Raw genomic sequence first — 26,692 nt, 5'->3', positions numbered from 1 at the left:
AACCTTAAATAAAACGGATACAGCCCCAAAATCGTACATTTTCTGCGTAAATTTGACAAGATGACGGACATATCTGACGAGATAAAATTTAAAACAGCCCGGAGCGGCGGAAAAGGCGGCCAAAACGTGAACAAAGTGGAGACCATGGTGGAAGGTTACTGGCATATCGGGTCTTCAATGCTCATTACGGATGAACAGAAAATGATGCTGCAGGATAAACTCATCAACAGGATAAATGCCCGGGGGTTTTTGCAGGTGAAAAGCCAGACCGAACGTTCGCAATTAAGCAACAAGGAACAGGTGATAAAAAAGATGAACGGGCTGGTGAACAAAGCCCTCATCAAACCCAAACCCAGGAAAGCCACCAAACCCAGCAAAGAATCAAAAGAGAAACGGATCGAGATCAAAAAGAAGATCGGTGCACTGAAGGATTTCCGGAAAAAAGTAAGCCGGGAAAGCTGGTAAACAAATACGTATAATGAAAAGGTTCCGCTCCACACCCTTATTACTGCTGGTTGTTTTGAGTTTAAGCGGCTTTCAAAAACCAGGCATGCCCGTTTATCAAACAGGCACCCTGAAGATCCGTTTTATAAATACGGTTAAGGGAAAGCCGGTGCAATTGGACAGCACCGTATATACAAACCCCTTCTCCGAAACGTATACCATAACAAAATTCAAGTATTACATCAGTAATATGGCCGTTGCATTTCCGGACGGCATTTTTAAAGAGACCGACAGCTATCACCTGGTTGATGAAGGCAACCCCGTCTCTTTAAGTTTTGTTTTTTTGACAACCGTAAATACATACCATTCCCTTTTATTCACGCTGGGTGTGGATAGCCTGAAAAATGTTAGTGGGGCACAAACCGGGGCGCTGGATCCCCTGAACGATATGTTCTGGACCTGGAACAGCGGTTATGTGATGGCAAAAATGGAAGGCAGGTCACCGCAATCAAAAGTGGTTAACAACAAAGTGGAATACCATATTGGTGGTTTTTCGGGAGAACACAATGTAGTAAAGAAATTAAAGCTTGGTTTTCCCGCCGGCATGGTACTGGATATACGGGAAGGCAAAACCAGCGAGATCATCATTGAAGCAGATCTTGATACATGGTGGCAGCATCCGAATGACCTGAAAATATCCGAAACCCCCGTATGCACCACACCGGGCGAACCGGCAAAAAAAATTGCTGATAACTACAGCAAGATGTTTATCATAAAGAACATCATAAATCATTAATCCTGAAACGAAGGATCATCATATTGCTTTGTACAGGCACTGCATTGTTTGCCTTATTTGTGGGAGCAGGCCGTAAACCACAAACCCCGGGTCCAAAACCTACTTACCTCGAATTCAAAATACCGGCAGGATGGCCCAAACCACCTACAGATATCTTTGCCAGGAACCGTTTATCTGAAGAAGGCTTCCAACTGGGCAAAAAATTATTCTATGACGGCCGCTTAAGCAAGGATGGAAATTTCCCCTGCGCCGGTTGTCACCAGCAGTTTGGCGCCTTTGCCACGTATGATCATGATTTCAGCCACGGGTATAATAACACATTCACCACACGCAATGCACCCGGACTTTTCAACCTGGCGTGGATGCCAAAATTTCATTGGGATGGAGGTGTAAACCATATTGAAGTGCAACCGCTCTCCCCCATTACTGCACCCAATGAAATGGCGGAGAACTTAGACAGTGTTCTGCGGAAACTGAAAAAAGATACCGCCTACCCAAGGCTGTTCAGGGCCGCATTCGGAAGCTCTGAGATCAACAGCCAGCGGATGTTGAAGGCATTGGCACAATTCACCGGTTCGATCATTTCTGCCAATTCCAAATACGATAAAGTGCAACGGGGCGAAGCCAGTTTTACACCCGGCGAACAGAATGGTTATAATTTCTTCAAAGCAAACTGTGCGGCCTGTCATAAAGAACCCTTGTTCACCGATCACAGCTTTCGCAACAACGGCCTGTCCGTGAGCCCTTATTTAAATGATTTTGGAAGAATGAGGATAACAGGCAAAAAAGCCGATTCCCTGAAATTCAAAGTGCCCAGCCTGCGGAATGTGATGCTCACCTTCCCGTATATGCACGACGGCAGGTTTTTTTCATTGGGGGCTGTAATAGACCATTACCGCAATGGCATCCTGACCACACAGCCAACACTGGATAGCCTGCTGGTAAAACGTATTGCCATCTCAAACAAGGAAAAGAATGAACTGATCTATTTCCTGAACACCCTCACCGATACAACCATGACCCGTGATCCACGGTTCTCAGAGAAAGTGAAGTATTTCTCGCACTAAAATCCCGGGGACATTAACCGTAGCAGACCGCCGTGGCCGGTGAGGACACCGGCCATATTTGCAACCGGAAAACCCATGTGGCATTTTTAGACAGTTTCCAGGATCCCGGTTACCCATTCGTTCCTTTAAGCGTTGACAGTACCTGGCGTTGTTTTTCCAGTTCCTTCTGCTGATCGGCCTGTTCTTTGATATTGTCCTCTATCTCCTTCTCCAGCTTTTTCTTTTTCTTCTCCAGGTCATCGGCCTCTTCTACCAGGATGGCTATCTTCTTCTCGATCTTACTCACCACTTCTTCCAGCCCGGCTAATTTTTGAGAGTGATGATAGGAGGCTACGGTATAATGCAGGTGATTAAGAAAGTTTTTCGCATTATGAATCAGCCCCGGGTCCGCTTTTTCTGTGATAAAATTTTCCGCTCCTTTCGAAACCATCATGGTAACCCGGGATACTTCTTTCTCCTTTTTACTTTTCTTATCAACCACAAAGTAAAGGTCGTAGGTATCGCTTCCCAATGCAGGTAATTTAACGTCGCGGTAAACCGTGAACCCTTTACTGTCCTTTCCTTTATAACCCAGTTTCTGCAGCGTGTCTTTGATGGCTTCCACAATCACGTCTTCTGAAAACGGAACATCATTCACAATGGCCTCCCGGGTCATTTTCTGATGTTCAACGGTAGTAACGGACGATTGAGCGATGCTGGCTCCGCTCAAAACAAGAAGCGTTATACATACAAGTATTCTTTTCATGGTAATTACTTTTGTCAAAGATAAATTTTATCACAGAACCCCTCCTTGTAATTTGCCTGAATTGAAATTATAAAGGTAAATTTGAACTTAAATCACAGACATCATTGAGCGGCATTAAAAAATTAGCAGGGCAAACTTTATGGTATGGTATACCCACCATTGCCAGCCGCTTCCTCGGTTACCTGATGAATATGGCATTGCCGTTCTTTATCGCATTGCCGGAAAAAACAGCGGACCTGGTTCAGGTTTACACGATCATCCCTTTTCTGAATGTATTATATGCCTACGGCCTGGAAACAGCGTATTTCCGTTTTTCCCAAACCCACGATAAACAAAAGCTCTACAACACCCTTTCGCTATCCCTTTTATTCAGCAGTATATTTTTCACGGTGCTGCTTGTCCTGTGCAAGGATGTGCTGGTTTCGGCCACCGACCTGCAGGAACATCCCGATTATATTCTGTGGATGGCAGCCATCATCGCCGTAGATAACCTGAACACTTTGCCCTTTGCCAAACTGCGGCAGGAAAACCGGCCCAGGCGTTATGCATTTGCCCGGGTAATGGGCATTGTGATCAACCTGTTTGTTGTTATTTTCTTTTTGGGCATCGTACCCGTAATGGTACGTTCAAACCCGGATCATTTTCTTCAATTCATTTACAATAAGGACTTTGGATTGGGGTATTACCTGCTGGGCAATCTTTGCGGGAGCCTCTTTACGCTGCTGATCCTTTCCAAAGAGATAAAACAGGTCCGCTTTCATTTCGATACCAGGCTGTGGAAGGAAGTGATGCGGTACAGTGCGCCGTTGATCATTGTTGGTTTGGGAGGAATGATCAATGATGTGCTCAGCCGGCTGATCTACCGCCACGTGGTCGATCTTCCCATGCAACAGGCCAATCATGAACTGGGTATCTTCGCCAACATCTTCCGCATTGCCTTGCTCATCACCATCATGATTCAGGCATTCCGCATGGCAGCAGAACCTTTCTTCTTTAACAACAGCAAAGATGAGAATGCCCAAAAGACCTATGCCCGGGTGATGAAATTCTTTGTGATCGCCTGTTGCTTTATGTTTTTGTTCATCGGGTTATTCCTGGATGTATTCCGCTGGATCTTTACGACCTTTGCAGATCCACGCTGGGCAGAGGGTCTGGAAGTAGTGCCCCTGCTGGCCCTGGGCAATATTTTCCTGGGCATTTATTATAACCTCAGCGTATGGTATAAGCTTACGGATAAAAATACGTATGGGGCTGTCATAACAGTGGCTGGCGCTGTGATCACCATCGTACTGAATATCGTACTCATTCCGGTAATGCATTATACCGGTGCAGCCATTGCCACTTTCAGTTGCTATTTATTCATGATGATAAGCAGCTACCTGCTGGGACAGAAATATTACCCGGTACCCTATGCCGTAAAGAAACTGATTGCCTATTTAACGCTGGTGGTACTCATCTACCTGGTTCACCTGGGCCTGCTAAAATTCATTTCCGGCTCGCTGATTTTCTCCATAAGCACCGGGTTGTTGCTTTTTATACTCTTCGCCTGGTTCGTGGCCAGGATCGAAGCGAAGGAACTGGCTAAGTTGCCGGTGGTAGGAAAATATTTCAACCGCTGATTGAAAATTCAGTATCTATTATTTTGTTCATTACCAAAATGCCGGTCCTGCGGACCTTGGCCTGGTCAATATTTCTTATACAGGTCGTAAATGATCTTTTTATCTGCATCATTCAGTATGGCCACGGAATCCTGTTGTATAAAATGTAATTTAAAGGCTTTGATGGCCGCAACCGGATCCTTGGTGTCGTACCCGATGATCCGTAAGCATTGCATGGCGTTGAAATTCTCCGGCAGCTTTACATTGGCGGTATCATACCAGTAACCAAAACCGTTATTTGCCAACTGCTGCCACGGAAAGTAGCGGTTAGGGTCAACCTTTCTTTTTGGTGCAATATCGGCGTGGCCGATGAAATTGGCCTCAGGTATGCTGTAATTTTTTTTGAGTGTTCGTAAAACCTGCAGCAGGCTGTTTATCTGCGCTTCGGCAAAAGGTTCAAAGCCATTGTTGTCCAGTTCAATACCGATGGAAGAAGAATTCACATCCGTTACATTCCCCCACCGGCCGCTGCCCGCATGCCATGCCCGCAGGTAATCATGGAGCATGTGATGCACCGTACCATCTTTGCAGATCACATAATGGGCGCTTACCTGGGTACGGGGCAGGGTAAAGGTCCGTAATGTAGAGTCACATGCATTCTGTGCGGTATGATGGATGATGACAAAGTTTGGTTTACGCATTCCGAAATTGGTGGTACCCACCCAGGAGGAAGCCATCAGTACACTGTCGATATGTGCCGGTTGCTTTTTCAGCTCCCTGGCAAAAGCCTTTGCCTGCTTTTTATAGCTGCGGTTGGCAGGTGCATATTTGTTGCTGCAGCCGTTGGCCAGTAAGAGGAGCAGGAAAACAGGGATCATTTTTTTAAAAAGCATATATCATTATTATTGAAGCTGAAAGTTACACAACAAATTCAGCATTTATTCCCGGCCAAGTAAGCTATTCTCTTTACCTTTCCGTTTCAATCCCATGTATGAAAAAATACTTCTTTTTCCTTTCGATGCTCTTGACGGTAAACATACTCTTTGCCCAGCAAAAACCTGCATACGTGCTGTATGATGCTGATGGTAAAAAAGTATCCTACAAAAAAATGATGAAGCAGCTGGCCAAAAAAGACATTGTACTGTTTGGCGAATTTCATAACAACCCGATCTCCCACTGGCTTGAATTAACGGTGGCAAAAGACCTGAAGGAAAAAAGAGAGCTCATTTTTGGCGCCGAAATGTTTGAAGCGGATAACCAGCCCGCATTGAATAATTACCTGGAGGGAAGGATCACGGCCAAAGGGCTTGATTCCACTGCCCGGCTCTGGAACAATTACAAAACCGATTATGCTCCCATTGTGAATTTTGCCAAAGAGATAAAAGCGCCGTTTATTGCCACGAATATCCCCCGGCGCTATGCTTCCCTGGTTTCTAAAAAAGGATTTGAGGCCCTGGATACTTTACCGGCAAAAGAAAAAGCGTGGATGGCACCCCTGCCTATGGACTACGATTCCACCCTGCCTGGCTATGTGAACATGCTGAAGATGATGGGCGGCCATGCCAGCGCCAATATGCCCAAGGCCCAGGCAAGTAAGGATGCCACTATGGCTTATTTCATTTTGCAGAATTTTAAACCCGGCGCTTTATTCATTCATTACAACGGGGCCTATCATTCAGATAATTTCGATGGCATCAACTGGTACCTGAAAAAAAAGAAGCCGGAACTGAATATTGCCACCATCAGCACCGTATCGCAGAAGAACATAAAAGCGTTACTGGCTGAAAATAAGGGCAAGGCCGATTTTATCATTTGCGTGGACGAGGACATGACAACAACCTACTGATGTTTTTTTAAAAATATCGTCCCTCCTTAAAATATAAGCGTCTTCCGTTCGTCTCCGGACATATAAACAGGGAACGAGATGACGATAGCAATGGAAATGGCTGCAGCGCGTAATAAAAATATTACCAACACCATCAAATCAATCAGCAACCGGCTTTTTGGGTTTATCAAGCAGCGGGTGGCCAGCACCGAGGATGCAGAAGACATACTGCAGGAGGTTTTTTACCAGTTTGCAGGCAACCGGGAACCCATCGAGCAGACCACCAGCTGGCTTTACCGGGTGGCCCGGAATAAGATCATCGACAATTACCGCAAGCATAAACTTCCGCTGGCAGATGATGTGTTGCATGGCGCCGAAACAGAGGAAGACCATTTTGACGGGAGGGAAATGCTGTTGCCTGCCGATTCCACCCCCGAAACCGAATACCTTCGGAATCTCTTCTGGGAAGAACTGCAACAGGCACTGGATGAATTGCCCCCTGCCCAACGGGACGTGTTTGTACAAAACGAAATTGAAGGAATACCTTTTAAAGATATAGCAGCACAAACCGGGGAAAGTGTGGCCACACTTATCAGCCGCAAACGGTATGCGGTATTGCATTTACGGGAACGGCTGCAGGTACTGAAGGACGAATTATTAAACTATTAAAAAAATCAGCCACTAATAGCACAAATGAACACGAATATTTAACGCGGATTCATTAGTGATCATTCGTGTAATTCGTGGCTCAAAAACAAATACAATGAAAAAATTCTGGATCAAAAAAGGATTGTTGATATTACTATTCGGCAGCGTTGCGGTGGTATTATTCGGCCTGCTCGTTATGGGCTTATGGAATGCCATCTTACCGGCGGTGCTGGGGGTTAAATCCATCACATTCATACAGGCGTTGGGAATATTATTGCTGAGTAAGATCCTGTTCGGCGGTTTTGGCGGAGGGGGCCGCTGGAGGGGCAGCCCGGCCTGGAAAGAGAAAATGAAACAGCGTTGGGATACCATGACCCCCGAGGAACGTGAAAAATTCAAAGCCGAATGGAAGAACCGCTGCGGCGGAAGGTGGAAAATGCCATCCGCTTCCGAAACACGATCATCCGGCATGGCCTCAGAATGACCGGCACCTGAGCTATATATAACCGGTATGCAAAGTAACTGCTATGGAAATACTTGTTTTTAAGACCAACCTCTGCAATGAAGCCCACATCAGCAGTGTGATGCCTGCATTGGATCATCACCCGCAGATACTGCAGTGGAATGTTGACCTGCATGACCGGGACAATGTGCTGCGGGTGGTTTCGGAAAATATCTCCACCGGGGAAATTGAACAACTATTGGTCAATGCCGGTTTTTTCTGCCAGGAACTGGAATAAAAAACCAATGGCGCCTGGCCAACTGCTGCAGGTATGACGAGGGGCTACTCTGCCATGGGTGATCTGCAAACAGCATTAATGTATGCAAGAAAGGCGGTTGTGCAGGCACCTAATGCAGGTGTTAAAAAGATAATTGAAGACGCCATCAAAACACTGGAAAGCGGGAAACCTTTGTAATTACATATTTATCCGATTAATAAGTTGACCAGGTTTCCATATACCTTTGTATTTTAAACAAAAAATACACACATGAAAACTTTATTTACGTTTCTGACCCTTTTACTGGTTACCGCTGTAAGCTTTGCACAAAACGGGAGCGATTATGATGAATTAATGAACAAATCCCGCAAAGCCAGAACTACAAGTACGGTGCTTGTTGCAACCGGCCCTGTTATAGCTGCCGGTGGTATTGGTACTTTAATTTACGGATTGATTCAAAATGATTTGGGAGATAGATGGGCAATTTATGATAACAACGGGTATATCATAGGTTATGAAGATAAAAAATATACCACCGAAATCGTTGTTGGTGCTGTTGGCACTGTGGTTGGATTGGGCCTTGCATTAACCAGTATCCATTTCTCTAAAAAAGCAAGAGAACTGAAACGGGAAGCCAGGGGAATGAAATTAAAAACATCTACAGAGAATATTTCAATTCCGGGTTTACAAAACGGGTTTGTACATAACCGTACCAGGCAGTTTAAAATTTCGATGATAATACCTTTAAGCAGATAAAAACTTTTTCAAATGAACCGGGACAATTTGTTCCGGTTTTTTTATTACCAATCCATAAACCGGTAAATGCTTTGTCAGGCATCAAACTCAATTTTGGTTACATATTTCTCCGGTATTGGCCTCCCACCGAATACAAGGCATTCGTGATCTGGCCCAAAGAACAGCACTTTACCGTCTCCATCAGTTCGGCAAACAGGTTGCCGTTACTGACAGCCACCTGCTGCAAATGTTTGAGCATGGCAGCCGATCTATCAGCATGACGCTGGTGGAATGTCTTTAATGCATTGATCTGGTTCTCTTTCTCTTCCGTAGTGCTGCGGATGACTTCCGTTGGCAGTATGGTAGGCGAACCGTTCTTACTTAAGAATGTGTTCACCCCCACAATGGGATATTCGCCGGTATGCTTGAGTGTTTCGTAGTAAAGGCTTTCCTCCTGTATCTTGTTGCGCTGGTACATGCGTTCCATGGCACCCAGCACACCGCCTCTTTCTGTAATGCGGTGAAATTCGGTCATCACGGCTTCTTCAACCAGGTCGGTCAGTTCTTCAATGAGGAAGGAACCCTGGTTGGGATTTTCATTCTTGGCCGTGCCCAGTTCCCGGTTTATGATCAACTGGATGGCCATTGCCCTGCGTACACTTTCTTCAGTAGGCGTGGTGATGGCCTCATCGTATGCATTGGTGTGTAAAGAATTACAGTTATCGTAGATGGCATAAAGCGCCTGCAGGGTTGTGCGGATATCGTTGAAGTCAATTTCCTGTGCATGCAGGCTGCGGCCACTGGTTTGAATATGGTATTTCAGTTTCTGGCTGCGGTCATTGCCCCCGTATTTATTCTTCATGGCTTTTGCCCAGATCCTCCGGGCCACCCTGCCTATCACACTATACTCAGGGTCCATGCCATTGCTGAAGAAGAAAGAAAGGTTGGGAGCAAAATCATCAATGTGCATGCCGCGGCTTAAATAATATTCCACGTAGGTGAATCCATTGGACAACGTAAATGCCAGTTGGGTGATCGGGTTGGCCCCTGCTTCAGCAATATGGTAACCGCTGATGCTTACGCTGTAAAAATTCTGCACTTTGTGCTGTATGAAATACTGCTGCACATCCCCCATCAGTTTCAGTGCAAACTCGGTGCTGAAGATGCAGGTGTTTTGCGCCTGGTCTTCTTTCAATATATCGGCCTGCACGGTTCCCCGCACGGTGGCCAGCGCCCTGGCCTTTATCTGTGCATACACATCGGCAGGCAATACATCTTCCCCGCTCAGCCCCAGCAGGCGCAGGCCCAGCCCGTCATTCCCTTCTGGCAACGAACCCATGAAGTTTCCTTTTGCCGGGGTGATGGCCTTCCCGTCTATACCGATGTATTTCGGCAATGAGTCGATACCGTATTTTGATTCGATGATCCTGTTCACCTCATCCCGTAAATCATTTTCCAGGATATATTTTTCACACTGCTGGTCAATGGCTGCATTCATAAAAAATGCGAGCAGCATGGGTGCAGGCCCGTTGATGGTCATGCTCACCGAGGTCTTTGGATCGCAGAGGTCAAAACCGCTGTAGAGTTTCTTTGCGTCATCCACCGTTGCAATGCTTACCCCGCTGTTACCCACTTTGCCATAAATGTCGGGGCGGTGATCCGGGTCTTCGCCATACAAGGTAACACTGTCAAATGCCGTACTGAGCCGCCTGGCTGGCTGGCCCAGGCTTACATAGTGAAAACGCCTGTTGGTCCTTTCCGGCCCGCCCTCCCCGGCAAACATTCTTGTGGGGTCTTCCCCTTCCCTCTTCAAAGGAAATACACCGGCGGTATAAGGGAATTCGCCAGGCACATTTTCCTGCAGTTGCCATTTCAGTATGTCGCCCCAGTCTTTGTACTTTGGAAGAATGACTTTCGCAATGCTGGTACCTGATAAACTTTTATACGTGAGGGGTTGTTTAATGACCTTATCCCTCACTTTGAATTCGTAAAATTCCTTCTGGTACCGCTTCAACGTTTCCGGCCAGGACCGGATCAGTTTTTTACATTCGGCATGCAGTTGTTCTTCAAATGATCCTTTTATTTTTTCCAGTTCCTCTTTGGCAACTGCCGACAGGGTTGAAACCGATGCCAGGGTGCCTTCCAACTGGTAAAGCTTTGTTGCAATGGCCGATTGTTCGATGACCCATGTATCATAAGCCGAAATGGTTTCAGCTATTTCCGCCAGGTATCTTACCCTTTTTGGCGGAATGATCATTGACTGGCTGGCCGTATCCTTTGTGTGCGCATGATGTACTATCTCGCCCTGGAATCGTACGCTGCATTTTTCGGCCACTTTCTCCATCAGCCTTTCAAACAGTTCATTTACCCCGGCATCGTTGAACTGTGCTGCAATGGTTCCCACCACCGGCAATTCTTCATCTTTTGCATTCCATAACCCATGGTTGCGTTTGTATTGCTTGCGTACATCATGCAGGGCATCCAGTGCACCGGCCTTGTCAAATTTGTTTACACAAACCACATCGGCATAATCCAGCATGTTTATTTTTTCCAGCTGCGATGCAGCGCCATATTCGGGTGTCATCACGTACATGCTGATATCCACGTAATCTAAAATGGAGGCATCGCTTTGCCCCACACCGGCACTTTCCAGGATGATGAAATCATAACCGGCGGCTTTGCAGATATCGATCGCTTCCTGCACATACTCACTCAGCGCCTTATCGCTTTCCCGGGTAGCAAGGCTGCGCATATAAGCCCGGGGTGAAGAAATGGAATTCATCCGTATACGGTCGCCTAATAAAGCGCCCCCCGTTTTTTTCTTGGATGGGTCAACTGAGATAACAGCAATTGTTTTACCGGCATAGGCATTTAAAAAGCGGCGGACGATCTCATCGGTAACGGAAGATTTTCCGGCACCACCTGTTCCGGTTATACCCAACACCGGGATATTGTTGTTCGTTGGCTGTTGTCCGTTGGCAGCAGTGGGGATCCCGTTTTCCGCATTGGTTATTTGCCGGGCCACTCTCCGTACATCCTTTATTTCGCCAAGGGTCATTGTTTTTTTATATTCCCCGTTCCCGTTAAGGGCATAGTCACAGGACCTGACCACATCTTCGATCATTCCTTCCAGCCCCATCTTCCTGCCATCATCCGGGCTATAGATCTTTGTGATGCCATAGGTATGCAGTTCTTCAATTTCCGCAGGAAGGATCGTTCCCCCACCACCGCCGAATATTTTAATATGGCCGCATCCGTTCTGGTCAAGCAGGTCCTTCATGTATTTAAAGAACTCCACATGCCCGCCCTGGTAGCTGGTAATGGCGATCCCCTGCACATCTTCTTCAATGGCGCATTCCACAATTTCAAGCACACTCCGGTTATGGCCCAGGTGTATGATCTCGGCACCCTTGCTTTGCATGATACGCCGCATGATATTGATAGCGGCGTCGTGGCCATCGAATAAACTGGCAGCGGTTACAATTCGTACTTTATTCCGGGGAGTGTAAGACATAAATCAGCAGTTTTTCTCCGCTTCCCCTTAGCGGGTGAGCCGGCGATCTGGTGGTAAAATTACAAATTAAAGGCTGGAATAAGTCAACCGGGATTGGTACCGCTATTACTTGTTTCCCCGGACCATGGCGCCGATGTCGATCCAGGTTCCCACCGAAAAGTTCACGATCCGGTAGTCGATGTATTTACGGGATGCCAGGAAGGAAAGTCCTCCCTGGAATTCAATGCGGAGGCCCGGCAGGTCTTTGAAACCAAAACTGCCGGTAAATGCAGGCTCAAAAAACAGTTTGGCCCGGTTATTCAGGCTGTCCAGGTTATAATCATTCAACTGGCTGGAAGAATAACTGGTTCTTATTTTACTGTATTCCAGGATGCTGCTCCGCAATGAGATGGAACTGCTGAAACTTCCCTTGCTGCGGAAAATGAATGCCGGCTGCAGGTAAATTTTCGTAATGTTTACGTCGTGAAAATAGTACCCGTAAATGGACCGGTCTGCAATGCTGAATTTTCCCAGGCCTGCCCCTGCAAATAACTGGAAAATGACATTCTTTCTTTCATTCATCGGGATATAATACCCAAGTCCCAACTCGGCCAGGTTCCTGTTGTATCGTATCGTTGACGTATCGCTGCCACCGGTGGTTTTTTCCCAGCGGTAGAAATAACTGCCCTGTATGGCAAAATGCTCGGTGATGGCTACAGCACCATGTACATCCACGCCCCGGCTGCGGTTATCGAACAGTTCGCCATCCCGCTTTTCTTCACCGGTTAAGTTGGTGGAATAAACAGCACCCAGTTTGCTGTCGCCCTTTTTGGTGAGTACCGGCACATTATGGGCAGAAGGACTGTAAATATACCTGGGTGTATTGCAGGATGCAGCAAAAGCCAGTATTGAAATAAGAATTAAAATGGAAAAAGCACCAGTTTTCATGTTGTGCATTTTAAAGTAAGCGGTCAGCCCCGGATTGCAGATTTACAGATTGCATCTTTACCCGGATTGCTGCATGCCTCTCAAAAAAAAGTTCACCTGTTTACTGCAGGTGAACTTTTTTTAGCAATCAATCATTAAAATGTACCGGGCTATTTAAATGTTCTCATATAATTTACAACATCCCACATATCATTGGCATCCGGTATTTTAGTTTTGTAAGAAGGCATGTCTTTTCGGCCAACTTTGGTTTTATAAAATAAAGCTCCATCGGTTTGTGCCTGGAAAGAGGCCAACGTAAAATCTCCGCTTTCTGTATCCAGTTGTGCAGCTTTGGGTCCATCTCCCTTCCCTTTGTTGCCATGGCATGATTTACAATGCGTATTATACAATGTTTTTCCATTTGCAAGAGAGGCTGCATCGGCTTTTTGAGGATTCACTTTATTTTTGTCTGCATCAGGCACTTTCCATTCTTTCTGAAAAGATTCTTTTGTAACAAAAGCCATTAGGAATAGACCCAAAAAACCTGCAAGGATGACTGAAAATTTCTTTTTCATGCTTTTAAATTTAGTCGTTAATCAGAAATAAAGGTATATAAAAAATCAAGAACTTTTGTTAATGGTTGGTTACCGGTTTTTCCAGCTCAGGTTCTTCTTTTCTGAGCCTGAACAATTCATAAACAATTACAATAAAGTGGCCCCATACAACAACCATCAATACAATAAATGTAACCAGCATCCATATCGGGGGATGAGCACTCCATAAAGCCCTGGGTTGTTCCTCTATTTTTACAGATACAGGCAAGCCCCATTTTTGAACAGCGCTGGCTTCCATATTTCCGAAAGTTTCATTTTCATCAAGCTTTGCCAGTAATGTAATATTGCCTTTATCATCTCCCGGCAGGTTGTTGGGCACCTCTACAGTCACTTCTCCATTCTCATCTGTAGTACCTTCTCCAATTTTCAATGGCCCGAAGGTACGTTTTACAAATATGCCGATTACCAGGTCCTTTTTCGCTGAATCTATCCCAACAACCGGAGAAATGAAATTTACTTTAACCGTTAACAGCGAATCTTCTTTCACCGGTGTTATCTGCAGCATTCCTCTTTTTACGGTCATTTCGCCATCAGCCGGTTCCATTTGTTTATTTCCTGCAAAAGAGGCTTTAAAATTCAAACTGCCGTCTTTAGCCATAATTAATGCGGTTTCTTTCACATTAAGTACGGCCTTGCCGTTTTTGTCAGTTATTACAAAACCAAGATTTTTTTCAGCAGTATCACTTACCTGGAAAAAACTAACCTTTAAAAGCGGAAACTTTACAGCTGATCCTTTTATTTTAGCTCGTATTGCTGCTTTTAAATCTATACTGCTGTCAGATTTTTGCACCACAATAAAATCAAGGGCCGGGGCTATTAAAGCTGCTGCTTCCTTAGCAGTTGCTTCTTTAATTGCTGTACTGTCTGTTTGGGCAATAACCGTTACCGGGGTAAACAACAACATCAACATTACAAACATCAGTATAATCCTGATTCTGTTTTTTATACGTTCTTCTTTCATAAAATTTCTTTTAAGCAGGTTTTGTTTCATCATTCAAGGTATCAACAGGGTGATGATGAGGTTCATGCGGAAAATTAACTTCTTCCAGGCCAGATACCGGCACCACTGTTACAAATTTTGAGATGATTGTAAAAAATAAAAGAAATGATGCAATTCCGGCAATGGTAAGCGCCCATTCAGGCCAGGTAGCGCTGTATTTTACAAATTCCATCCTGGTATCCTGTATGGGTACTGCCGGTGTTTCAAGCGTTGGTACAATAATAAGGTAACGCTTAACCCACAGTGCAATAACCATCACAAATGCACTTATTGTTATCCATAAAGGTTTCCTGGTGGCAGGAATTGCTACGATCATTATCGGTAAGGCGATACCGGCAAGATTGGCAAATAATGTCCATCCGCCGTATTCATGAAAACTAAAGAGTTTATTAATTACCTCACTCTCCCATTTAGCAGAGCCAAACCAATTTGTAAAATATTCTGAAAAAGTAAAATAGCCATAGCCGGCTCCAAGCACCATCATACCGTAACCCAGGTAGGAGAAATGTTTATCTGTAAAATAGTTTTCGAGTTTATACATTTTCCTGTACACCCACATGGCAACGATCAAAACTCCGCATCCGGAATATAGGGCTCCTAAAACAAAGTAAGGGCCAAAGATGGTACTATGCCAGCCAGGCCGCAGTGTCATTCCAAATATCCAGGAGAGAATAGATGATACAATTATAGATAAGGGTACCATGATTATGGCCAGCAGGTTTTGCGAAATGATCAAATGCCTTTTTTGGCTGGCTGCTCCGCGGTAACCGATGGCTAAAATTTTATACAGTTTTTGTTTCCATTTCGGAATATTCATTTTGGCATCGCGGTATACGGCAAAATCCTTTATGAGGGCCATGTACAGAAACAATACAGCGCCGGCAAAAAAAGTAAGCACAGCCATCACATCCCATGTCATGGGAGATTGAATGCGTGGATAAATAAAGAGGTGATGCAACCTGTCGAAACGGCCTACACATAATAAAATAAATATGGGGCCTACTATTACAGAGATAAGTGTCATCATTTGTGCAAGCCGCACAATGGGCTTACCCCAGGGCACTTTTGAAAGGTGCAGTACCCCCCCGATGATTGCCCCAGCATAACTGAGCCCTATAAAAAAGATAAAGTTTACAATGAAAAGCCCCCACACTACATTATCCCGCATACCGGTTACACCATGCCCTTTGGCAATTTGCAGGTACAAAGCATAAAGGCCAACCAGTATGCAGATCAAAAAGAAAATACTCCAGATCAAATTCTTTTTTCCAAACTTTTCAATATTAGGGCGCTGGTAGTCGAAAGCTTTCTGCTGGTAAGTATTGAGTTCCATAAAATTTTCACTTTATAATGATCATAATATCCTTTTGCAGGATTATTTTTTCTCAGCCTCCATGATATCTTTAAACCTTGCTTTAATGTCATCAGGCAGGTCTTCATATCCCCGTTCTACAGGAAACTGTCTTTCTTTCGGAGGCAGGTAATAAACCCTTGGTTTGGTTCCCAGTTCTTCCAGAAACCGGTAACCGGCACGGTCTTTTATCAACTGGGTAAAACTTACCGTCTCTTCCCCATTACAAACAGCATCTTCATTTACATCTCCAAAATAAAAAACTCCGTTCGGACAGGATTCCACACAAGGTGGCAGTAATCCTTCTCTTGACCTGTCCGGGCAGAAATCGCATTTTTCAACGGTACCCACTTTGGCAGGCACGCCTGTTTCTGCATTGTATGGAAGATCCTTTATATCAAAGGATATTTCGGGTTCATCCCAGTTAAATACACGGGTAGAATAGGGACAGGCTGCCATACAGAATTTACAGCCAATACATCTTTCGTTATCTATCAGCACCAGCCCATCCTGCCTTTTATAAGTGGCATCCACCGGGCAAACCTTCACACAGGGAGGATTGTCGCAATGAAAACACTGCTTGGGGAACCAGTACGGAGCGCCTTTGTCACTATCCTTTAGCAGTTTTACAGTAAGCCATTCTTTATCTTCTGAACGGTAGTGGTGTTTTTGACAGGCAGTAATACATTTACGTGCATTTTTACAACGGGCCAGGTCCACCACCATCACAAATTTCTTTCCGGGCATACCAACCCTTTGTTCATGCTGCGATAAAACGGCCATGTTCTCCTGGTGATTGAGGTACGCAGAATCAATTTCAACAATTTCGCCATCGGGTGAAAGCAGTTTTACCTTTTCCGGTATTACCGGTGTTTTTGAATTGCAGGAACAGGATAAACTGCCGCAAGCAGCTGTTGCCACTGTTGCAACAGCAACATTTTTTATAAATCCCCGCCTGCCATTATCCTGTATATTGTCTTGTTCTTTCATGATTCAGTTGGTTTTGAAAGGATCAACTATAATTTTCTTTTTGAAGGATTTTGCATCCAGTCGTAGATCTCCTTATTGGTAGACTTTTGTTTTTTAGACACTTCCTCCAAAACAGCTTTATCTATCTCCACCAGTTTCCCATCCGCTGTAAGCATTTTTACTTTTTCACTATTTCCCGCATTGTCATCAGACAATGTAAACAGCGATAAAAACCACCGGCGGGATTTATCACTCGTCTTTTTATTTTTTCGCATATAAATAAATATTTATTTGTAATTCAATACTTGCTGGTAAAAAAAACAAGTGCAATTTATCTGGACCTTATTATTGATTTCATGATTTTAAACTATTCACCCCATGATTAAGATCATCCTGCCCATGGTGTATTGTCATGAAATTGTAAAGTGTCCCTTGATAGATTTGAACCCTGATTACAGCAAAAATCATCCCTGTATCAACATTCAATAAGTAAACTAATTATTATGAAAAAGATCTCGCTAATCAAATCAATCACACTCTTTTTTATAGTCATGTTTGTTTCTGCATCTGTTTTGCAGTGCAAAAAGGAAGGTGACATAATCAAAGGACTGAACAGGTCATTTACAGGCACTGCCGATTCAACGGTCTTTGCTGCATTTTATGAGTCGAATACCGTTAACCCCGCCGATGCAACACCTGATGTAAATGACGTGATGAAATTCAGGGGGGTTCAAACCATTATTCATGAATACTGCGGCACTTCCAATTGTCACGGCGGGCCGATCGCCCCTAAATTCGACACGTATACCGACATCATGAAGTATGTAAGCCCCGGAAGCCCGGAAAGCAGCAAACTGTGGGACTATATCACCACCAATGATTTTGATAAAGCAATGCCGCCGGTAAATTCCAACCATGAGCTGAACACAACCGACAAAGGAATTATTTATAACTGGATCAGGAACGGGGCAAAAGAGAAGCCCAACCTGGCAGACTTCCGGCCTGCTGCCATACGGATGATCGTAGATGGCTGTGCATCGGCCAATTGCCACAGCCAGGCTACCGCAGCCGGCGGATGGGCCAGGAAAGGTTTGGTGCCCGGTTTGACCGCAGCAGATACCTCACAATACGTTTATATCAATCCCATAACCGGTGTAGCGACCATTTATTGCCAGCTTATCAATAAAAATCTGTTAGACCAGGTTTGGACATCCTACAAGGACAGTGTTAAAAAATTCTATTCTGATACAGTGGCTTTCGCAAGTTTCAGGCCCTATAAAACCTATACCACTCCTGTATCATCACAAAGCACCCGGGGTCCGTTACAGAGTTACGACGATATCATACTGGATATATTGTATCCAAAAAGTGTACGCAGTAATACTTCTGTTCAATACACCGACCCGGTCACACTGAAGCAATACTATGTTAAGGGCGATTACCTGAACAGCAATGATAATTTCATCCGGCGCATGGATTCAACGCTTATCTACCACAACGTACGTACGGGTGTGGCACAAAGTAAGAGCGGTAATATGGCATATGATGACGGAGGTGCCAAGCCATCTGAAGTTGCCCTGATAAAAGCCTGGTACTTTGCTGACCCGAATATTCCGGATGTCTGGAAATACGGACCTACAAATGCCGGCATCTTCAAATACGCAAAATCCGGAAACTTCATCAAACCATGATCAACATCAAATCATTCAAAAACTTCAGTTTATGAAAAAAACAATCATATTAGCAGCCATGGCTTTCTCGATGACCATTTATTTCCTGTCATCCTGCTATAAAAATAAAGAAGACATTTTAGCGGTACCAAGGGTTTCATTCCGGCAGGAAGTGGTTCCCATTGTAACAGCTGCCCCCTGCGGATGCCATAACACGTCCGGTGCAACCATACGTGCCGTGCTTTTTTCTGATCCGAAAAACAACGTGATCTTTTATGATGCTATCCTGGGCAGAAGGGCATACCTGGATACCATGTCGAGACTCGTAGGCAAACACCCCGGAGGCGGCGGTATTGAATTTGCACCCAACGAAAGGGATATCATCAAGAAGTGGATCGCACAGGGAGATCCTTACGATGATGGTTCAGGCTGTACCGTAACAGGAACCATTACCTATACACGGGACATATTACCGATCTATAATTCCAGTTGTAAAGGCGCAACCTGCCACGGAGGCATTGCGTTGGCTCTTGACTACAACAAACTGGTGGCAGAAAAAAATGCCCTGACCATTATGGCAAATACCGGTGGCGCCCAGGGTCATAAAGGAGGATCGTTGAGCTTAACCACCTGTACATCCAACAAGATCAAAGAGTGGATCGCCCAGGGACAGCCTCAGTAAAACGGTAACCAGTAATGAAACATACCAATAATTAACGTAAATAAAATCATTATGAAAAAGATATTAGCGGCCTTTGTTCTTTGTTTTGGCCTTTTCACCCAGTTGCTGGCACAGGAAGTAACCGAAACAGAAAAGAAAGAAGCTCCCGCAAAAAAATTCGCAAGGGCAACATTCAACGCCACCAAGATCATCAATATGCAGAGCGTGGAGTCCGTAAGTAAAGGCAACCTGCAATTCCTGATCTCGCACCACTTCAGTTACCTGTGGAACAAAGACGCCGGTTCTCAAAACCTTGCGCAGCTTTTCGGTATCAACTCCGGGGTAGCAAATACCTATATGTCTTTTGATTATTCAGCGCTGGACTGGCTGAATGTTGGGGTGGCTGCTGCCGGCAGGTCCAGGTATGAAGGATTTCTTAAGTTCAGGATTCTGCGCCAGCAAACAGGCTTAAAGAATATCCCCGTTTCTGTCGCATGGTATTCCATGGCCCATGTGAATACCGCCAAGGACCCGGATATTGATTTCAGTGCCAACCGGTTTGCATTCATGAACCAGCTACTGATAGCCCGGAAGTTCTCCAATAAATTCTCCCTGCAACTGATGCCTACCTGGATACACTTCAACGTGGTTCCCTACGGCATCAACAACAGCAATGAGGTATTCTCCATGGGCATAGCCGGGAAATACAAAGCAACCAGCAAGTTGAATATTACCATGGAATATTCCAGGCAGTTTAACATGTACGAGAACCTGATCAGTAAGAACGGCACGATCACCAACTATCAACCCGACCTGCTTTCTCTCGGCGTTGAGATCAGTACCGGCACCCACCTGTTCCAGTTTTATGTGGGCAACACAACCGATGCATCTGCCATTGATCAGCTGGCAAGGAACAACAGCCGGATGAAAGACGGGAATTTTGCATTTGGCTTTACCATTAACCGGAGCATGAATCTGAAAAAATAAGGCATGAGGATGATAAAACAGGAGAGCCGTCTCGCCAAAAGCGAGGCGGCTTTTTATTTCATACGAAACGTAAGTGAAGCAAATTCTTCCACGCTTAGTGTTTCTGCCCGGCGGGAAAACAATTCATCCTGCAATACTGCTGCATCAAACAGGGACTTTACCGCATTACGCATGGTTTTACGCCGCTGGTTAAAAGCGGTTTTCACCAGTACCCAAAAAGCCCTTTCACTCTTATAACCCAGGGGGGATCTTTTTCTTTTTAACCGGATAACACCGCTTTGCACTTTCGGGGGCGGATCAAAACAGTTGTTACTTACGGCAAACAGGTATTCCACTTCATAATAAGCCTGTACCAGTACACTCAACACCCCGTACACCTTACTGCCTTCTTTTGACGCCGCCCTTTCTGCCACTTCTTTCTGGAACATGCCGATGATACAGGGCACGTCATCCTTCCATTCAAGCAGCTTGAACAGGATCTGGGTGGAGATATTATACGGGAAGTTACCGATCACCGTAAACGGTCCATCAAATGGCTTATCCATTTCCAGGAAACTCTGGTGGATCAGTTTATCTTTCAGGGAAGGATATTTCTTTGAGAGGTATATCACTTTCTCTTCATCCAGTTCCACCGCCTTGAGTTCAACCCCGGGCATATCCATTAGGTATTTTGTCAATGCCCCGGCGCCCGGCCCTACTTCCAGCAGTTTATTGAATGCATCTTCCTTTAAAACCATGATGATCCGTTTAATGACGTTCTCATCTTTCAGGAAATGCTGACCCAGTGATTTTTTATGTGTATACATTCATTGCAAAAGTACAGTAAAAATGCCCCCCGGTCCCGGGGGGCATTTCATGGAAGTGCATCCGTTTGAAAATGTTGAACCATAAATCGTGTCAGGCTGTCCCGATGACTATGGGGATGTAGAAGCTTATCGTACTGTTAAATCGCCTTCGACAAGCTCAGGCTGACAACTATTTTTTAAAACAGATGCACTACCCTTTCATGTATTTGGGGAATATTTTTTACCGGGCACCCATCCGGTTCATACCAGCCTGCAGGTATCAGTTTTTTTTCGAATAGTTCCACTGAACGGAAACGCCCACATAAAAATTCCGTTTTGGTGCAGCATTGTAATAACGCCCGGCTGCGGCATTGATATCGTTGCCCAAGCTATAGGTTTCATCCAGCAGGTTATCAACCCCGCTGTAAATATTTAATTTAACTTTTGATATGGCAGCGGGCTTCCAGCCTGCCCGGCAGCCAACTAAATGATAGGGATCTGCGGCCACGGCATTGGCATCATCCAGGAATATTTTTGATGCATAATAATACGTGCAGTTAAAATAAAGACCCTTCTTAAACCGTACATCTCCCATAACAGAGAGGGTGTTGCCGGGTACACTCGGCAACCGCTTGCCGGAAAAATCAGTTTTGCCTTTCTTAAAATCACCGTATTTAAAATCGTTCAGTGCCCAGGCCGTTTTAATTCCTATTTGTTCCAGCAATGAACTCCGGGAAAAAGCAGTGGAGTAATCAGCACTTATTTCCAGACCTTTTTGCCTGGTATTCCCGGCATTCACATAATAATCCGCATTGGAACTGTCTTTCCTTGTTACCAATGCATTATCCAGTTTAAAATAAAATCCGGTAGCCTCTATACGCAGTTTGTTTTTCAATAAGCTTACCCTTCCGCCCATTTCATAGTTGATGCCCTTTTCTGCCTCCAGGAAGGTACTGATCACCCCGGTAGAAGGAAGCAACTCGGAAATAGTAGGCGGAGAAAATCCTTTTGAAACACTCGCAAAGACAGTATGATTGCTTTTTATCCTTTTCTGCACCGATATCCTTGGTGAGAATTCACTTTTATAGGTACGTCCCTGCTCTGTTAACGGGTACAGATTCAGCCTGGTAAAATCCACTTCCGACCGGTTGATACTGACCCCTGCAGTAATGATCCAGTTATCCCTGATGCTGATATCGGCCTGTGTAAAGAGGCTGTAAGCCGAATATTGAATATCGTCATTGGTTTGAAGCGTATCGGGGTTCCCATTCTTATTTTTAGAAACCTGGGTATTGAAATAAGCTGCCTGCCATTCTCCCCCCGCTACTATTTTCAGATCAGCGTCCTTTAGCTTTTTATCATAGATGAACGAAGTTCTTCCCCCAAAACCCGGCTCGTTGCGGCGTTCATAGTTACGGAATGTGGGATTCTTTACCTGGGCAAAAGAGCCATAAACAGAGGTGGAGTTTTTAAATGCAGCGGTAAAATTGTACGCATGATTTAATCCGGCCGTAAAGTTCTGCTGGTAGATCGCTGCTTTTGAAGCATCTGCACTGGGAAAACTACCCGCAGCAGGCCTTGCCTGTTTTGGATTGGCAAGGTATTCCGCTTTCGTCAGTCCACCCGGGGTCTCATAAAATAAATTGTCGTATAAAACAGCCGCCGTTAACTGTTGCCTGCCGGATATCTTATACCGGGAGACAAAACTCACATTGTCTCTTTTGCTTGAGCTGTGGTTGCGGTAACCATCACTTTGATTATGGGCATAGGTAAGCAGGCTTTGGGAATTTTTCTCTCCAAATCCAACCGAAGTAAATATGTTCTGTAACCCATAACTGCCGGTAATGTATTCCAGGCTCACAGAAGGCTTCCAGGCATTGTCAAAACTGTGCATCAGCAGCAACCCGCCGGTACCGGCGCCATACATACTGCCTGCGGGGCCTTTAAACAGTTCGATGGAAGAAAAATTATTATAGGCGAACTGGTTGAAATAGGTGTTGCCCCCGGCATCGGTTATGGGAATATCGTTCCAGTAAACTTTTACATTGCGTACCCCAAAAGGCGACCGGAGTGAACTGCCCCGCATATTGATGCGGTAACTTCCCGGGGAACGTTCTTCCATCCTGACCCCGGCTATTGTATTAAATGCACTTACAAGAGATGATTTATTATACCTGTCGGCATTGCTGTTACTGATCACCTTCACGATGGTGCCGCTATTGATCACCCTGTTTTGTTCAAAGGCGGTTATAATAACCTCGTTAAGCGTTGTGGAAGAGTCTGTACCCGGTCTTTCCTGTGCAATCGAATATTGATGCAACAGAAGGAGGGTAAATAAGGCATGTGTAATCTTTTTCATGGAAGCTGGTTAGTTAGCGAAGCTATTTTGTTTTTTTAAAAAATGAGCCAAAATCTTTTGAGAGGGTTAGGCCTCTCAAAAGATCTTTTACGGCTGCATTTTAATTCAACCCTGGCGGGGTCTATAATTTCTGGAACTTGCTCCTTAATTCGATGCAGGTTCCTTTGATCTTCAGGTAATACGTACCGGAAGGTATCTGGCTCATATTTATATTCAGGTCATTATTCCCTTTCCGCAATGAAACGGAGTTTTTCAACAACACCCTGCCGGCGGCATCGATCACCTGCCATTCTGCATCGCACTCTTCTGCAGAAGTCACACTTGCCTTCACATCGGTCACAGCCGGGTTTGGAGAGATGGTCATGTCATTTTGAATACCAGGCAATGTTACTTTTACAACAGTTGAATACCGGTACGTGCCATTCAGGTCAAACATCTTCAACCGGTAAAAAACGTTCAGGGATTGCTCGTTGGCAACTTCAGGGTCCCTGAAATTATAATTGGCTTCTGTTGATGCATTACCACTGGCTGCAACGGTTCCGATCGGGTTGAAATTCTGTCCGTCGGCACTCCGTTCAACCACATAGCTGGATGTATTGGTCTCATTCGCCGTTTTCCATTTCAGCAGGCTGGTGGTTTTATTTTCGAGCGAACCGGTGAATGTGATCAGGCTGAACGGCAGGGTTGCATTGCTTGCAGCAAAATAAAAAGAAGAGAACCCGGTAACGTTTACCTGCAGCACATATCCATCGGCGCCGTGTTGCAGATCGGAAAGAACGGTATTGGTAGGGTTCAGCAAAGCAGGGTATGAAGCAATGCCAGAACCGCAGGCATCGTCATTCTTCAGCACTTTCAGTTGCCCGATAGCTCCAACACCGCTTAACGGATCTGCCACGAGTGCATCAAATTCGGCTTTGGAAATATAGAGCCTTACTTTAACCGGTGTGCCAAAACTTGTAACCGCCGGCGTAATGGTAATATTCCTGTCGAGGTAATGGACCCCTCCGTTGGCACGGATCCCACCGGAATTTTTATAAAAAGAGGAAGTGACCTGGCCAAGGTTTTGCCCCATGGCATTTATTTCTGCCAGGATATTCCCATCCGGGCCCGTGATAGGCACCCATAAATAATTATTAGTACCATCAATGGTTATCGTAGTACCCGGGTTACAGGTATTTACCGGCCCATCGGTAACGCCGATGGATTTGGGTATCGTACTGAATCCGGCTGCATCTGCATAACCCAGGAAAGTATATTTCAACACACATCCGGGGCAAGCGGGTACCGTGGGGTTTCCAACACCAGGTCCGGATGTGGCAGAACTGTTGTCCATGACCAAAAAGATATCTTTTCCATTCGGTGCAAATGCCAGGTCCCTGTAACGGTTCGTGCTTTGGAAATAGGTGACCGTATCGCCTGTATTACCATAAGAAAGATTACTGGGAAGGGTTGTGGTACCTGCTGACCCGAGCCTGAGCTTTATCAAACGCCCCCATTTCAATCCACTGGTCATCAATGATTTTCTCCAACCGGGAATGTACTTGTTCGAATATAAATCAAGACCCGACCAGCCTTCGGAAGGCCAGCCTGCATTGCCCGGGTTCGTTTGCCAGATATTTAAAATGTTGGCGGGTGTGGAAATATAACCGGAGAAAAGAGGGTCTTTGTAAAGCCCGTTTCCGCTGGCATCTATGGCTATTGCGTTATTTGCTTCATTGCCAACAGGCGGACAACTGGATACACCGCTGCTGGTGGGGAAAGGCGCACCGGCAGAAACACTGGTATTGGTGCCCTGAACCGGGTTGCCGTTATAGTTTCCGTCGGCTGCATATCCTTGTACCAATGGGTGTCCGTAATTCTTAAAACCTTCTATGATATTTATTTCATCGTCGCTGTATGCGCCATGGGAGGCTCCATAAAGTATATTCAATGCCGTGTCATAGGCAAAACCCTGGTTGTTCCTGATTCCTATACTATATACCGCACTGGTAGCAGAGTAAGGATTGTCATTGGGTATCCAGGCTGCCAATCCAGCATCCCCATCAGGTGCCACGTTAAACCTCAGTATCTTCCCCTCATAGGAAGTAGGGCTCTGCGCCCTTTGCGGGCGGGTCCTGTTTCCAAACTGGCCGGATCCCATGTCACCGGATGCATAAAAAAGGTAATTGGTTCCGCCCGGGGTAACCGGGGCTATGATTATCCGTTGTGAATTATGGTCGCTGCTGCCGGGTAATGTATCACACAAAGAAACCGGTGACTCTAAAAGCCCTGTTCCTGTATTATAGGTAAACCGGACCAGGCGATTTGTAAAAAATATTCCGGTTGGCGATGAACCCCCATTGGAACTGTATACATAAGAGACATAAACATAATTCTCCGGTGTGGTCGGGTCCAGAAATTTTGGATGGATTGCTAATCCTGCCAATCCGCCCTGGGCACCTGACCCGTTTGCAAACTGGCAATTAAATACCCGGTCTGCCAATGGAAGAAAAGTACTGTTCTGCGAAATATCCAGCACCGTTGTTCTTACCCCGGTAGTGGGATTGATCCTGTAAACCCTGTATCCTTTTGATTCCGTAACCCACAGGTTATTATCAGGGCCATAAGTTACTTCCCAGGGATAATTAAGCACAGAAGCTGCAGAGAGGATCGTACGGGAAAAAACCTCGTTTATGCGTCCGCCCCTTGACAGGGGGTCGGTAACACAAATGGTAAATCCCCAATTAGAACCACTTGGCGCTGTAGTATTGTTCTTATGGATCCTTATATAATAGGTATTGCCGGGTATGAGTTGGTTGGCAAGTGAAGGTGTAACCGGTGCATTGTTGGCACAGGCTACTTCCGTAAAAGCACCGCATGACCCCGATAACAACTGTATTTTTAACGTGGTGCCCCAACTGCTGCCTAAACTGCTTACCGTAATGGTCGGTTGCGGGGTTTTGGCCACAAACCTGTACCACACATCCTGAGAGGCAACGGCTGTACAAGTTGTTGTGATGGTACCCCCGTCACCCGTTGCCAGGCTCAGCGTTTGATTGATAAGCCGGCTTGTTCCGGTAACACAGGCTGAATCGGTTGTGATCAACGAGGCATTGGCACAATTGTTATTGGGCGGCTGTGCAAACAGTGTTCCGGCAAAAAATAAAATGAAAAGCAAGGAAAGGGTAATGCGAGTAGCTGTTGGTTTCATGAATGGTTAATTTAGGATATTATTGGACAGACGTATTACCAGGGTATAGTATACATCATACACGTAACAAGGTAGTTAACTGTTAATTCTGAAAATTATTGTAGTCTTC

At 45.3% G+C, this 26,692-nt stretch carries 25 protein-coding genes; 13 read left to right on the top strand and 12 right to left on the bottom strand.

Features of this window, described 5'->3' with window-relative positions; genetic code table 11:
- Positions 1 to 60 precede the first annotated feature (60 nt).
- Genes arfB through IPJ02_11065 form a run of 3 tightly spaced genes read left to right on the top strand, consistent with a single transcriptional unit; the run spans position 61 to position 2,307 of the window.
- Positions 61 to 465, top strand: coding sequence for an aminoacyl-tRNA hydrolase (gene arfB, locus IPJ02_11075; GenBank protein MBK7376077.1), 405 nt, complete (start codon positions 61 to 63; stop codon positions 463 to 465).
- 13 nt (positions 466 to 478) lie between these two features.
- Positions 479 to 1,240, top strand: a complete 762-nt coding sequence (locus tag IPJ02_11070) for a hypothetical protein (GenBank protein ID MBK7376076.1) — start codon at positions 479 to 481, stop codon at positions 1,238 to 1,240.
- A 44-nt stretch (positions 1,241 to 1,284) separates the two neighbouring features.
- Positions 1,285 to 2,307 carry a cytochrome-c peroxidase gene (locus tag IPJ02_11065; GenBank protein ID MBK7376075.1) on the top strand — a complete coding sequence of 341 codons (1,023 nt, stop codon included), beginning with the start codon at positions 1,285 to 1,287 and terminating at the stop codon, positions 2,305 to 2,307.
- Positions 2,308 to 2,416: 109 nt separating this feature from the next.
- On the opposite strand, the gene IPJ02_11060 is transcribed toward IPJ02_11065, so the two are convergent.
- Complete coding sequence (locus IPJ02_11060) at positions 2,417 to 3,052, bottom strand: hypothetical protein (protein MBK7376074.1); 636 nt, start codon at positions 3,050 to 3,052, stop codon at positions 2,417 to 2,419.
- A 104-nt stretch (positions 3,053 to 3,156) separates the two neighbouring features.
- Here IPJ02_11060 and IPJ02_11055 point away from each other — a divergent pair, with 104 nt between their 5' ends.
- The gene (locus tag IPJ02_11055) at positions 3,157 to 4,671 is read left to right on the top strand and encodes a polysaccharide biosynthesis C-terminal domain-containing protein (GenBank protein ID MBK7376073.1); all 1,515 of its coding nucleotides are present in this window, start codon (positions 3,157 to 3,159) and stop codon (positions 4,669 to 4,671) included.
- A gap of 65 nt (positions 4,672 to 4,736) precedes the next feature.
- Here IPJ02_11055 and IPJ02_11050 read toward each other — a convergent pair whose 3' ends face one another.
- Positions 4,737 to 5,543: an N-acetylmuramoyl-L-alanine amidase gene (locus IPJ02_11050; protein MBK7376072.1), complete on the bottom strand. Its 807-nt coding sequence runs from the start codon at positions 5,541 to 5,543 to the stop codon at positions 4,737 to 4,739.
- Between the two features lie 98 nt (positions 5,544 to 5,641).
- Between IPJ02_11050 and IPJ02_11045 the strand changes: the two genes are divergently transcribed.
- The 6 genes from IPJ02_11045 (at position 5,642) to IPJ02_11020 (ending at position 8,598) form a co-directional block, all read left to right on the top strand.
- Complete coding sequence (locus tag IPJ02_11045; protein MBK7376071.1) at positions 5,642 to 6,496, top strand: ChaN family lipoprotein; 855 nt, start codon at positions 5,642 to 5,644, stop codon at positions 6,494 to 6,496.
- A 96-nt stretch (positions 6,497 to 6,592) separates the two neighbouring features.
- A complete protein-coding gene (locus IPJ02_11040; GenBank protein ID MBK7376070.1) occupies positions 6,593 to 7,144 on the top strand; it encodes a sigma-70 family RNA polymerase sigma factor in 552 nt (183 codons plus the stop codon).
- Between the two features lie 94 nt (positions 7,145 to 7,238).
- Positions 7,239 to 7,607 (top strand): hypothetical protein, encoded by a 369-nt coding sequence (locus tag IPJ02_11035; GenBank protein MBK7376069.1) that lies wholly within the window; start codon positions 7,239 to 7,241, stop codon positions 7,605 to 7,607.
- 43 nt (positions 7,608 to 7,650) lie between these two features.
- Positions 7,651 to 7,863, top strand: a complete 213-nt coding sequence (locus IPJ02_11030; GenBank protein MBK7376068.1) for a hypothetical protein — start codon at positions 7,651 to 7,653, stop codon at positions 7,861 to 7,863.
- Positions 7,864 to 7,896: 33 nt separating this feature from the next.
- On the top strand, positions 7,897 to 8,040 hold the full coding sequence (locus IPJ02_11025) for a hypothetical protein (protein MBK7376067.1): 144 nt from the start codon (positions 7,897 to 7,899) through the stop codon (positions 8,038 to 8,040).
- Between the two features lie 72 nt (positions 8,041 to 8,112).
- Entirely contained in the window at positions 8,113 to 8,598 is a 486-nt protein-coding gene (locus IPJ02_11020; GenBank protein MBK7376066.1) for a hypothetical protein, read from the top strand.
- 97 nt (positions 8,599 to 8,695) lie between these two features.
- On the opposite strand, the gene IPJ02_11015 is transcribed toward IPJ02_11020, so the two are convergent.
- From IPJ02_11015 to IPJ02_10985, 7 genes are all read right to left on the bottom strand, one after another.
- Entirely contained in the window at positions 8,696 to 12,091 is a 3,396-nt protein-coding gene (locus tag IPJ02_11015) for a methylmalonyl-CoA mutase family protein (protein ID MBK7376065.1), read from the bottom strand.
- A 105-nt stretch (positions 12,092 to 12,196) separates the two neighbouring features.
- Positions 12,197 to 13,018, bottom strand: a complete 822-nt coding sequence (locus tag IPJ02_11010) for a hypothetical protein (GenBank protein ID MBK7376064.1) — start codon at positions 13,016 to 13,018, stop codon at positions 12,197 to 12,199.
- Positions 13,019 to 13,167: 149 nt separating this feature from the next.
- Positions 13,168 to 13,572 carry a cytochrome c gene (locus IPJ02_11005; GenBank protein MBK7376063.1) on the bottom strand — a complete coding sequence of 135 codons (405 nt, stop codon included), beginning with the start codon at positions 13,570 to 13,572 and terminating at the stop codon, positions 13,168 to 13,170.
- A 58-nt stretch (positions 13,573 to 13,630) separates the two neighbouring features.
- Positions 13,631 to 14,572, bottom strand: a complete 942-nt coding sequence (locus IPJ02_11000; protein MBK7376062.1) for a hypothetical protein — start codon at positions 14,570 to 14,572, stop codon at positions 13,631 to 13,633.
- A gap of 10 nt (positions 14,573 to 14,582) precedes the next feature.
- Positions 14,583 to 15,944 carry a polysulfide reductase NrfD gene (gene nrfD / locus IPJ02_10995; GenBank protein MBK7376061.1) on the bottom strand — a complete coding sequence of 454 codons (1,362 nt, stop codon included), beginning with the start codon at positions 15,942 to 15,944 and terminating at the stop codon, positions 14,583 to 14,585.
- Between the two features lie 42 nt (positions 15,945 to 15,986).
- Positions 15,987 to 16,952, bottom strand: a complete 966-nt coding sequence (locus tag IPJ02_10990) for a 4Fe-4S dicluster domain-containing protein (protein MBK7376060.1) — start codon at positions 16,950 to 16,952, stop codon at positions 15,987 to 15,989.
- Between the two features lie 26 nt (positions 16,953 to 16,978).
- On the bottom strand, positions 16,979 to 17,206 hold the full coding sequence (locus IPJ02_10985) for a hypothetical protein (GenBank protein ID MBK7376059.1): 228 nt from the start codon (positions 17,204 to 17,206) through the stop codon (positions 16,979 to 16,981).
- 228 nt (positions 17,207 to 17,434) lie between these two features.
- Here IPJ02_10985 and IPJ02_10980 point away from each other — a divergent pair, with 228 nt between their 5' ends.
- From IPJ02_10980 to IPJ02_10970, 3 genes are read left to right on the top strand one after another with little or no spacing between them, the layout of a single operon-like run.
- Positions 17,435 to 18,622 (top strand): hypothetical protein, encoded by a 1,188-nt coding sequence (locus tag IPJ02_10980; protein MBK7376058.1) that lies wholly within the window; start codon positions 17,435 to 17,437, stop codon positions 18,620 to 18,622.
- Between the two features lie 31 nt (positions 18,623 to 18,653).
- Positions 18,654 to 19,283, top strand: a complete 630-nt coding sequence (locus IPJ02_10975) for a hypothetical protein (GenBank protein MBK7376057.1) — start codon at positions 18,654 to 18,656, stop codon at positions 19,281 to 19,283.
- Positions 19,284 to 19,334: 51 nt separating this feature from the next.
- Positions 19,335 to 20,249 (top strand): hypothetical protein, encoded by a 915-nt coding sequence (locus IPJ02_10970; GenBank protein ID MBK7376056.1) that lies wholly within the window; start codon positions 19,335 to 19,337, stop codon positions 20,247 to 20,249.
- 53 nt (positions 20,250 to 20,302) lie between these two features.
- On the opposite strand, the gene rsmA is transcribed toward IPJ02_10970, so the two are convergent.
- The 3 genes from rsmA to IPJ02_10955 all read right to left on the bottom strand — a co-directional run bounded on the left by rsmA (position 20,303) and on the right by IPJ02_10955 (position 26,583).
- Positions 20,303 to 21,055 (bottom strand): ribosomal RNA small subunit methyltransferase A, encoded by a 753-nt coding sequence (gene rsmA, locus IPJ02_10965; GenBank protein MBK7376055.1) that lies wholly within the window; start codon positions 21,053 to 21,055, stop codon positions 20,303 to 20,305.
- Between the two features lie 259 nt (positions 21,056 to 21,314).
- A complete protein-coding gene (locus IPJ02_10960) occupies positions 21,315 to 23,393 on the bottom strand; it encodes a TonB-dependent receptor (protein MBK7376054.1) in 2,079 nt (692 codons plus the stop codon).
- A 121-nt stretch (positions 23,394 to 23,514) separates the two neighbouring features.
- On the bottom strand, positions 23,515 to 26,583 hold the full coding sequence (locus IPJ02_10955; GenBank protein ID MBK7376053.1) for a PQQ-dependent sugar dehydrogenase: 3,069 nt from the start codon (positions 26,581 to 26,583) through the stop codon (positions 23,515 to 23,517).
- Between the last annotated feature and the right edge of the window lie 109 nt (positions 26,584 to 26,692).

The organism is Chitinophagaceae bacterium, from assembly GCA_016710165.1.
Lineage (GTDB): Bacteria > Bacteroidota > Bacteroidia > Chitinophagales > Chitinophagaceae > Ferruginibacter.
The sequence above is the reverse complement of the archived record's forward strand: the minus strand, read 5'-3'. Positions and strand labels throughout refer to the sequence as shown.

Coding starts and splice junctions, on each gene's coding strand:
- arfB (MBK7376077.1), top strand. CDS start 61: ATGACGGACATATCTGACGAGATAAAATTTAAAACAGCCCGGAGCGGC.
- IPJ02_11070 (MBK7376076.1), top strand. CDS start 479: ATGAAAAGGTTCCGCTCCACACCCTTATTACTGCTGGTTGTTTTGAGT.
- IPJ02_11060 (MBK7376074.1), bottom strand. CDS start 3,052: ATGAAAAGAATACTTGTATGTATAACGCTTCTTGTTTTGAGCGGAGCC.
- IPJ02_11050 (MBK7376072.1), bottom strand. CDS start 5,543: ATGCTTTTTAAAAAAATGATCCCTGTTTTCCTGCTCCTCTTACTGGCC.
- IPJ02_11045 (MBK7376071.1), top strand. CDS start 5,642: ATGAAAAAATACTTCTTTTTCCTTTCGATGCTCTTGACGGTAAACATA.
- IPJ02_11040 (MBK7376070.1), top strand. CDS start 6,593: ATGGCTGCAGCGCGTAATAAAAATATTACCAACACCATCAAATCAATC.
- IPJ02_11035 (MBK7376069.1), top strand. CDS start 7,239: ATGAAAAAATTCTGGATCAAAAAAGGATTGTTGATATTACTATTCGGC.
- IPJ02_11030 (MBK7376068.1), top strand. CDS start 7,651: ATGGAAATACTTGTTTTTAAGACCAACCTCTGCAATGAAGCCCACATC.
- IPJ02_11025 (MBK7376067.1), top strand. CDS start 7,897: ATGACGAGGGGCTACTCTGCCATGGGTGATCTGCAAACAGCATTAATG.
- IPJ02_11020 (MBK7376066.1), top strand. CDS start 8,113: ATGAAAACTTTATTTACGTTTCTGACCCTTTTACTGGTTACCGCTGTA.
- IPJ02_11015 (MBK7376065.1), bottom strand. CDS start 12,091: ATGTCTTACACTCCCCGGAATAAAGTACGAATTGTAACCGCTGCCAGT.
- IPJ02_11010 (MBK7376064.1), bottom strand. CDS start 13,018: ATGAAAACTGGTGCTTTTTCCATTTTAATTCTTATTTCAATACTGGCT.
- IPJ02_11005 (MBK7376063.1), bottom strand. CDS start 13,572: ATGAAAAAGAAATTTTCAGTCATCCTTGCAGGTTTTTTGGGTCTATTC.
- IPJ02_11000 (MBK7376062.1), bottom strand. CDS start 14,572: ATGAAAGAAGAACGTATAAAAAACAGAATCAGGATTATACTGATGTTT.
- nrfD (MBK7376061.1), bottom strand. CDS start 15,944: ATGGAACTCAATACTTACCAGCAGAAAGCTTTCGACTACCAGCGCCCT.
- IPJ02_10990 (MBK7376060.1), bottom strand. CDS start 16,952: ATGAAAGAACAAGACAATATACAGGATAATGGCAGGCGGGGATTTATA.
- IPJ02_10985 (MBK7376059.1), bottom strand. CDS start 17,206: ATGCGAAAAAATAAAAAGACGAGTGATAAATCCCGCCGGTGGTTTTTA.
- IPJ02_10980 (MBK7376058.1), top strand. CDS start 17,435: ATGAAAAAGATCTCGCTAATCAAATCAATCACACTCTTTTTTATAGTC.
- IPJ02_10975 (MBK7376057.1), top strand. CDS start 18,654: ATGAAAAAAACAATCATATTAGCAGCCATGGCTTTCTCGATGACCATT.
- IPJ02_10970 (MBK7376056.1), top strand. CDS start 19,335: ATGAAAAAGATATTAGCGGCCTTTGTTCTTTGTTTTGGCCTTTTCACC.
- rsmA (MBK7376055.1), bottom strand. CDS start 21,055: ATGTATACACATAAAAAATCACTGGGTCAGCATTTCCTGAAAGATGAG.
- IPJ02_10960 (MBK7376054.1), bottom strand. CDS start 23,393: ATGAAAAAGATTACACATGCCTTATTTACCCTCCTTCTGTTGCATCAA.
- IPJ02_10955 (MBK7376053.1), bottom strand. CDS start 26,583: ATGAAACCAACAGCTACTCGCATTACCCTTTCCTTGCTTTTCATTTTA.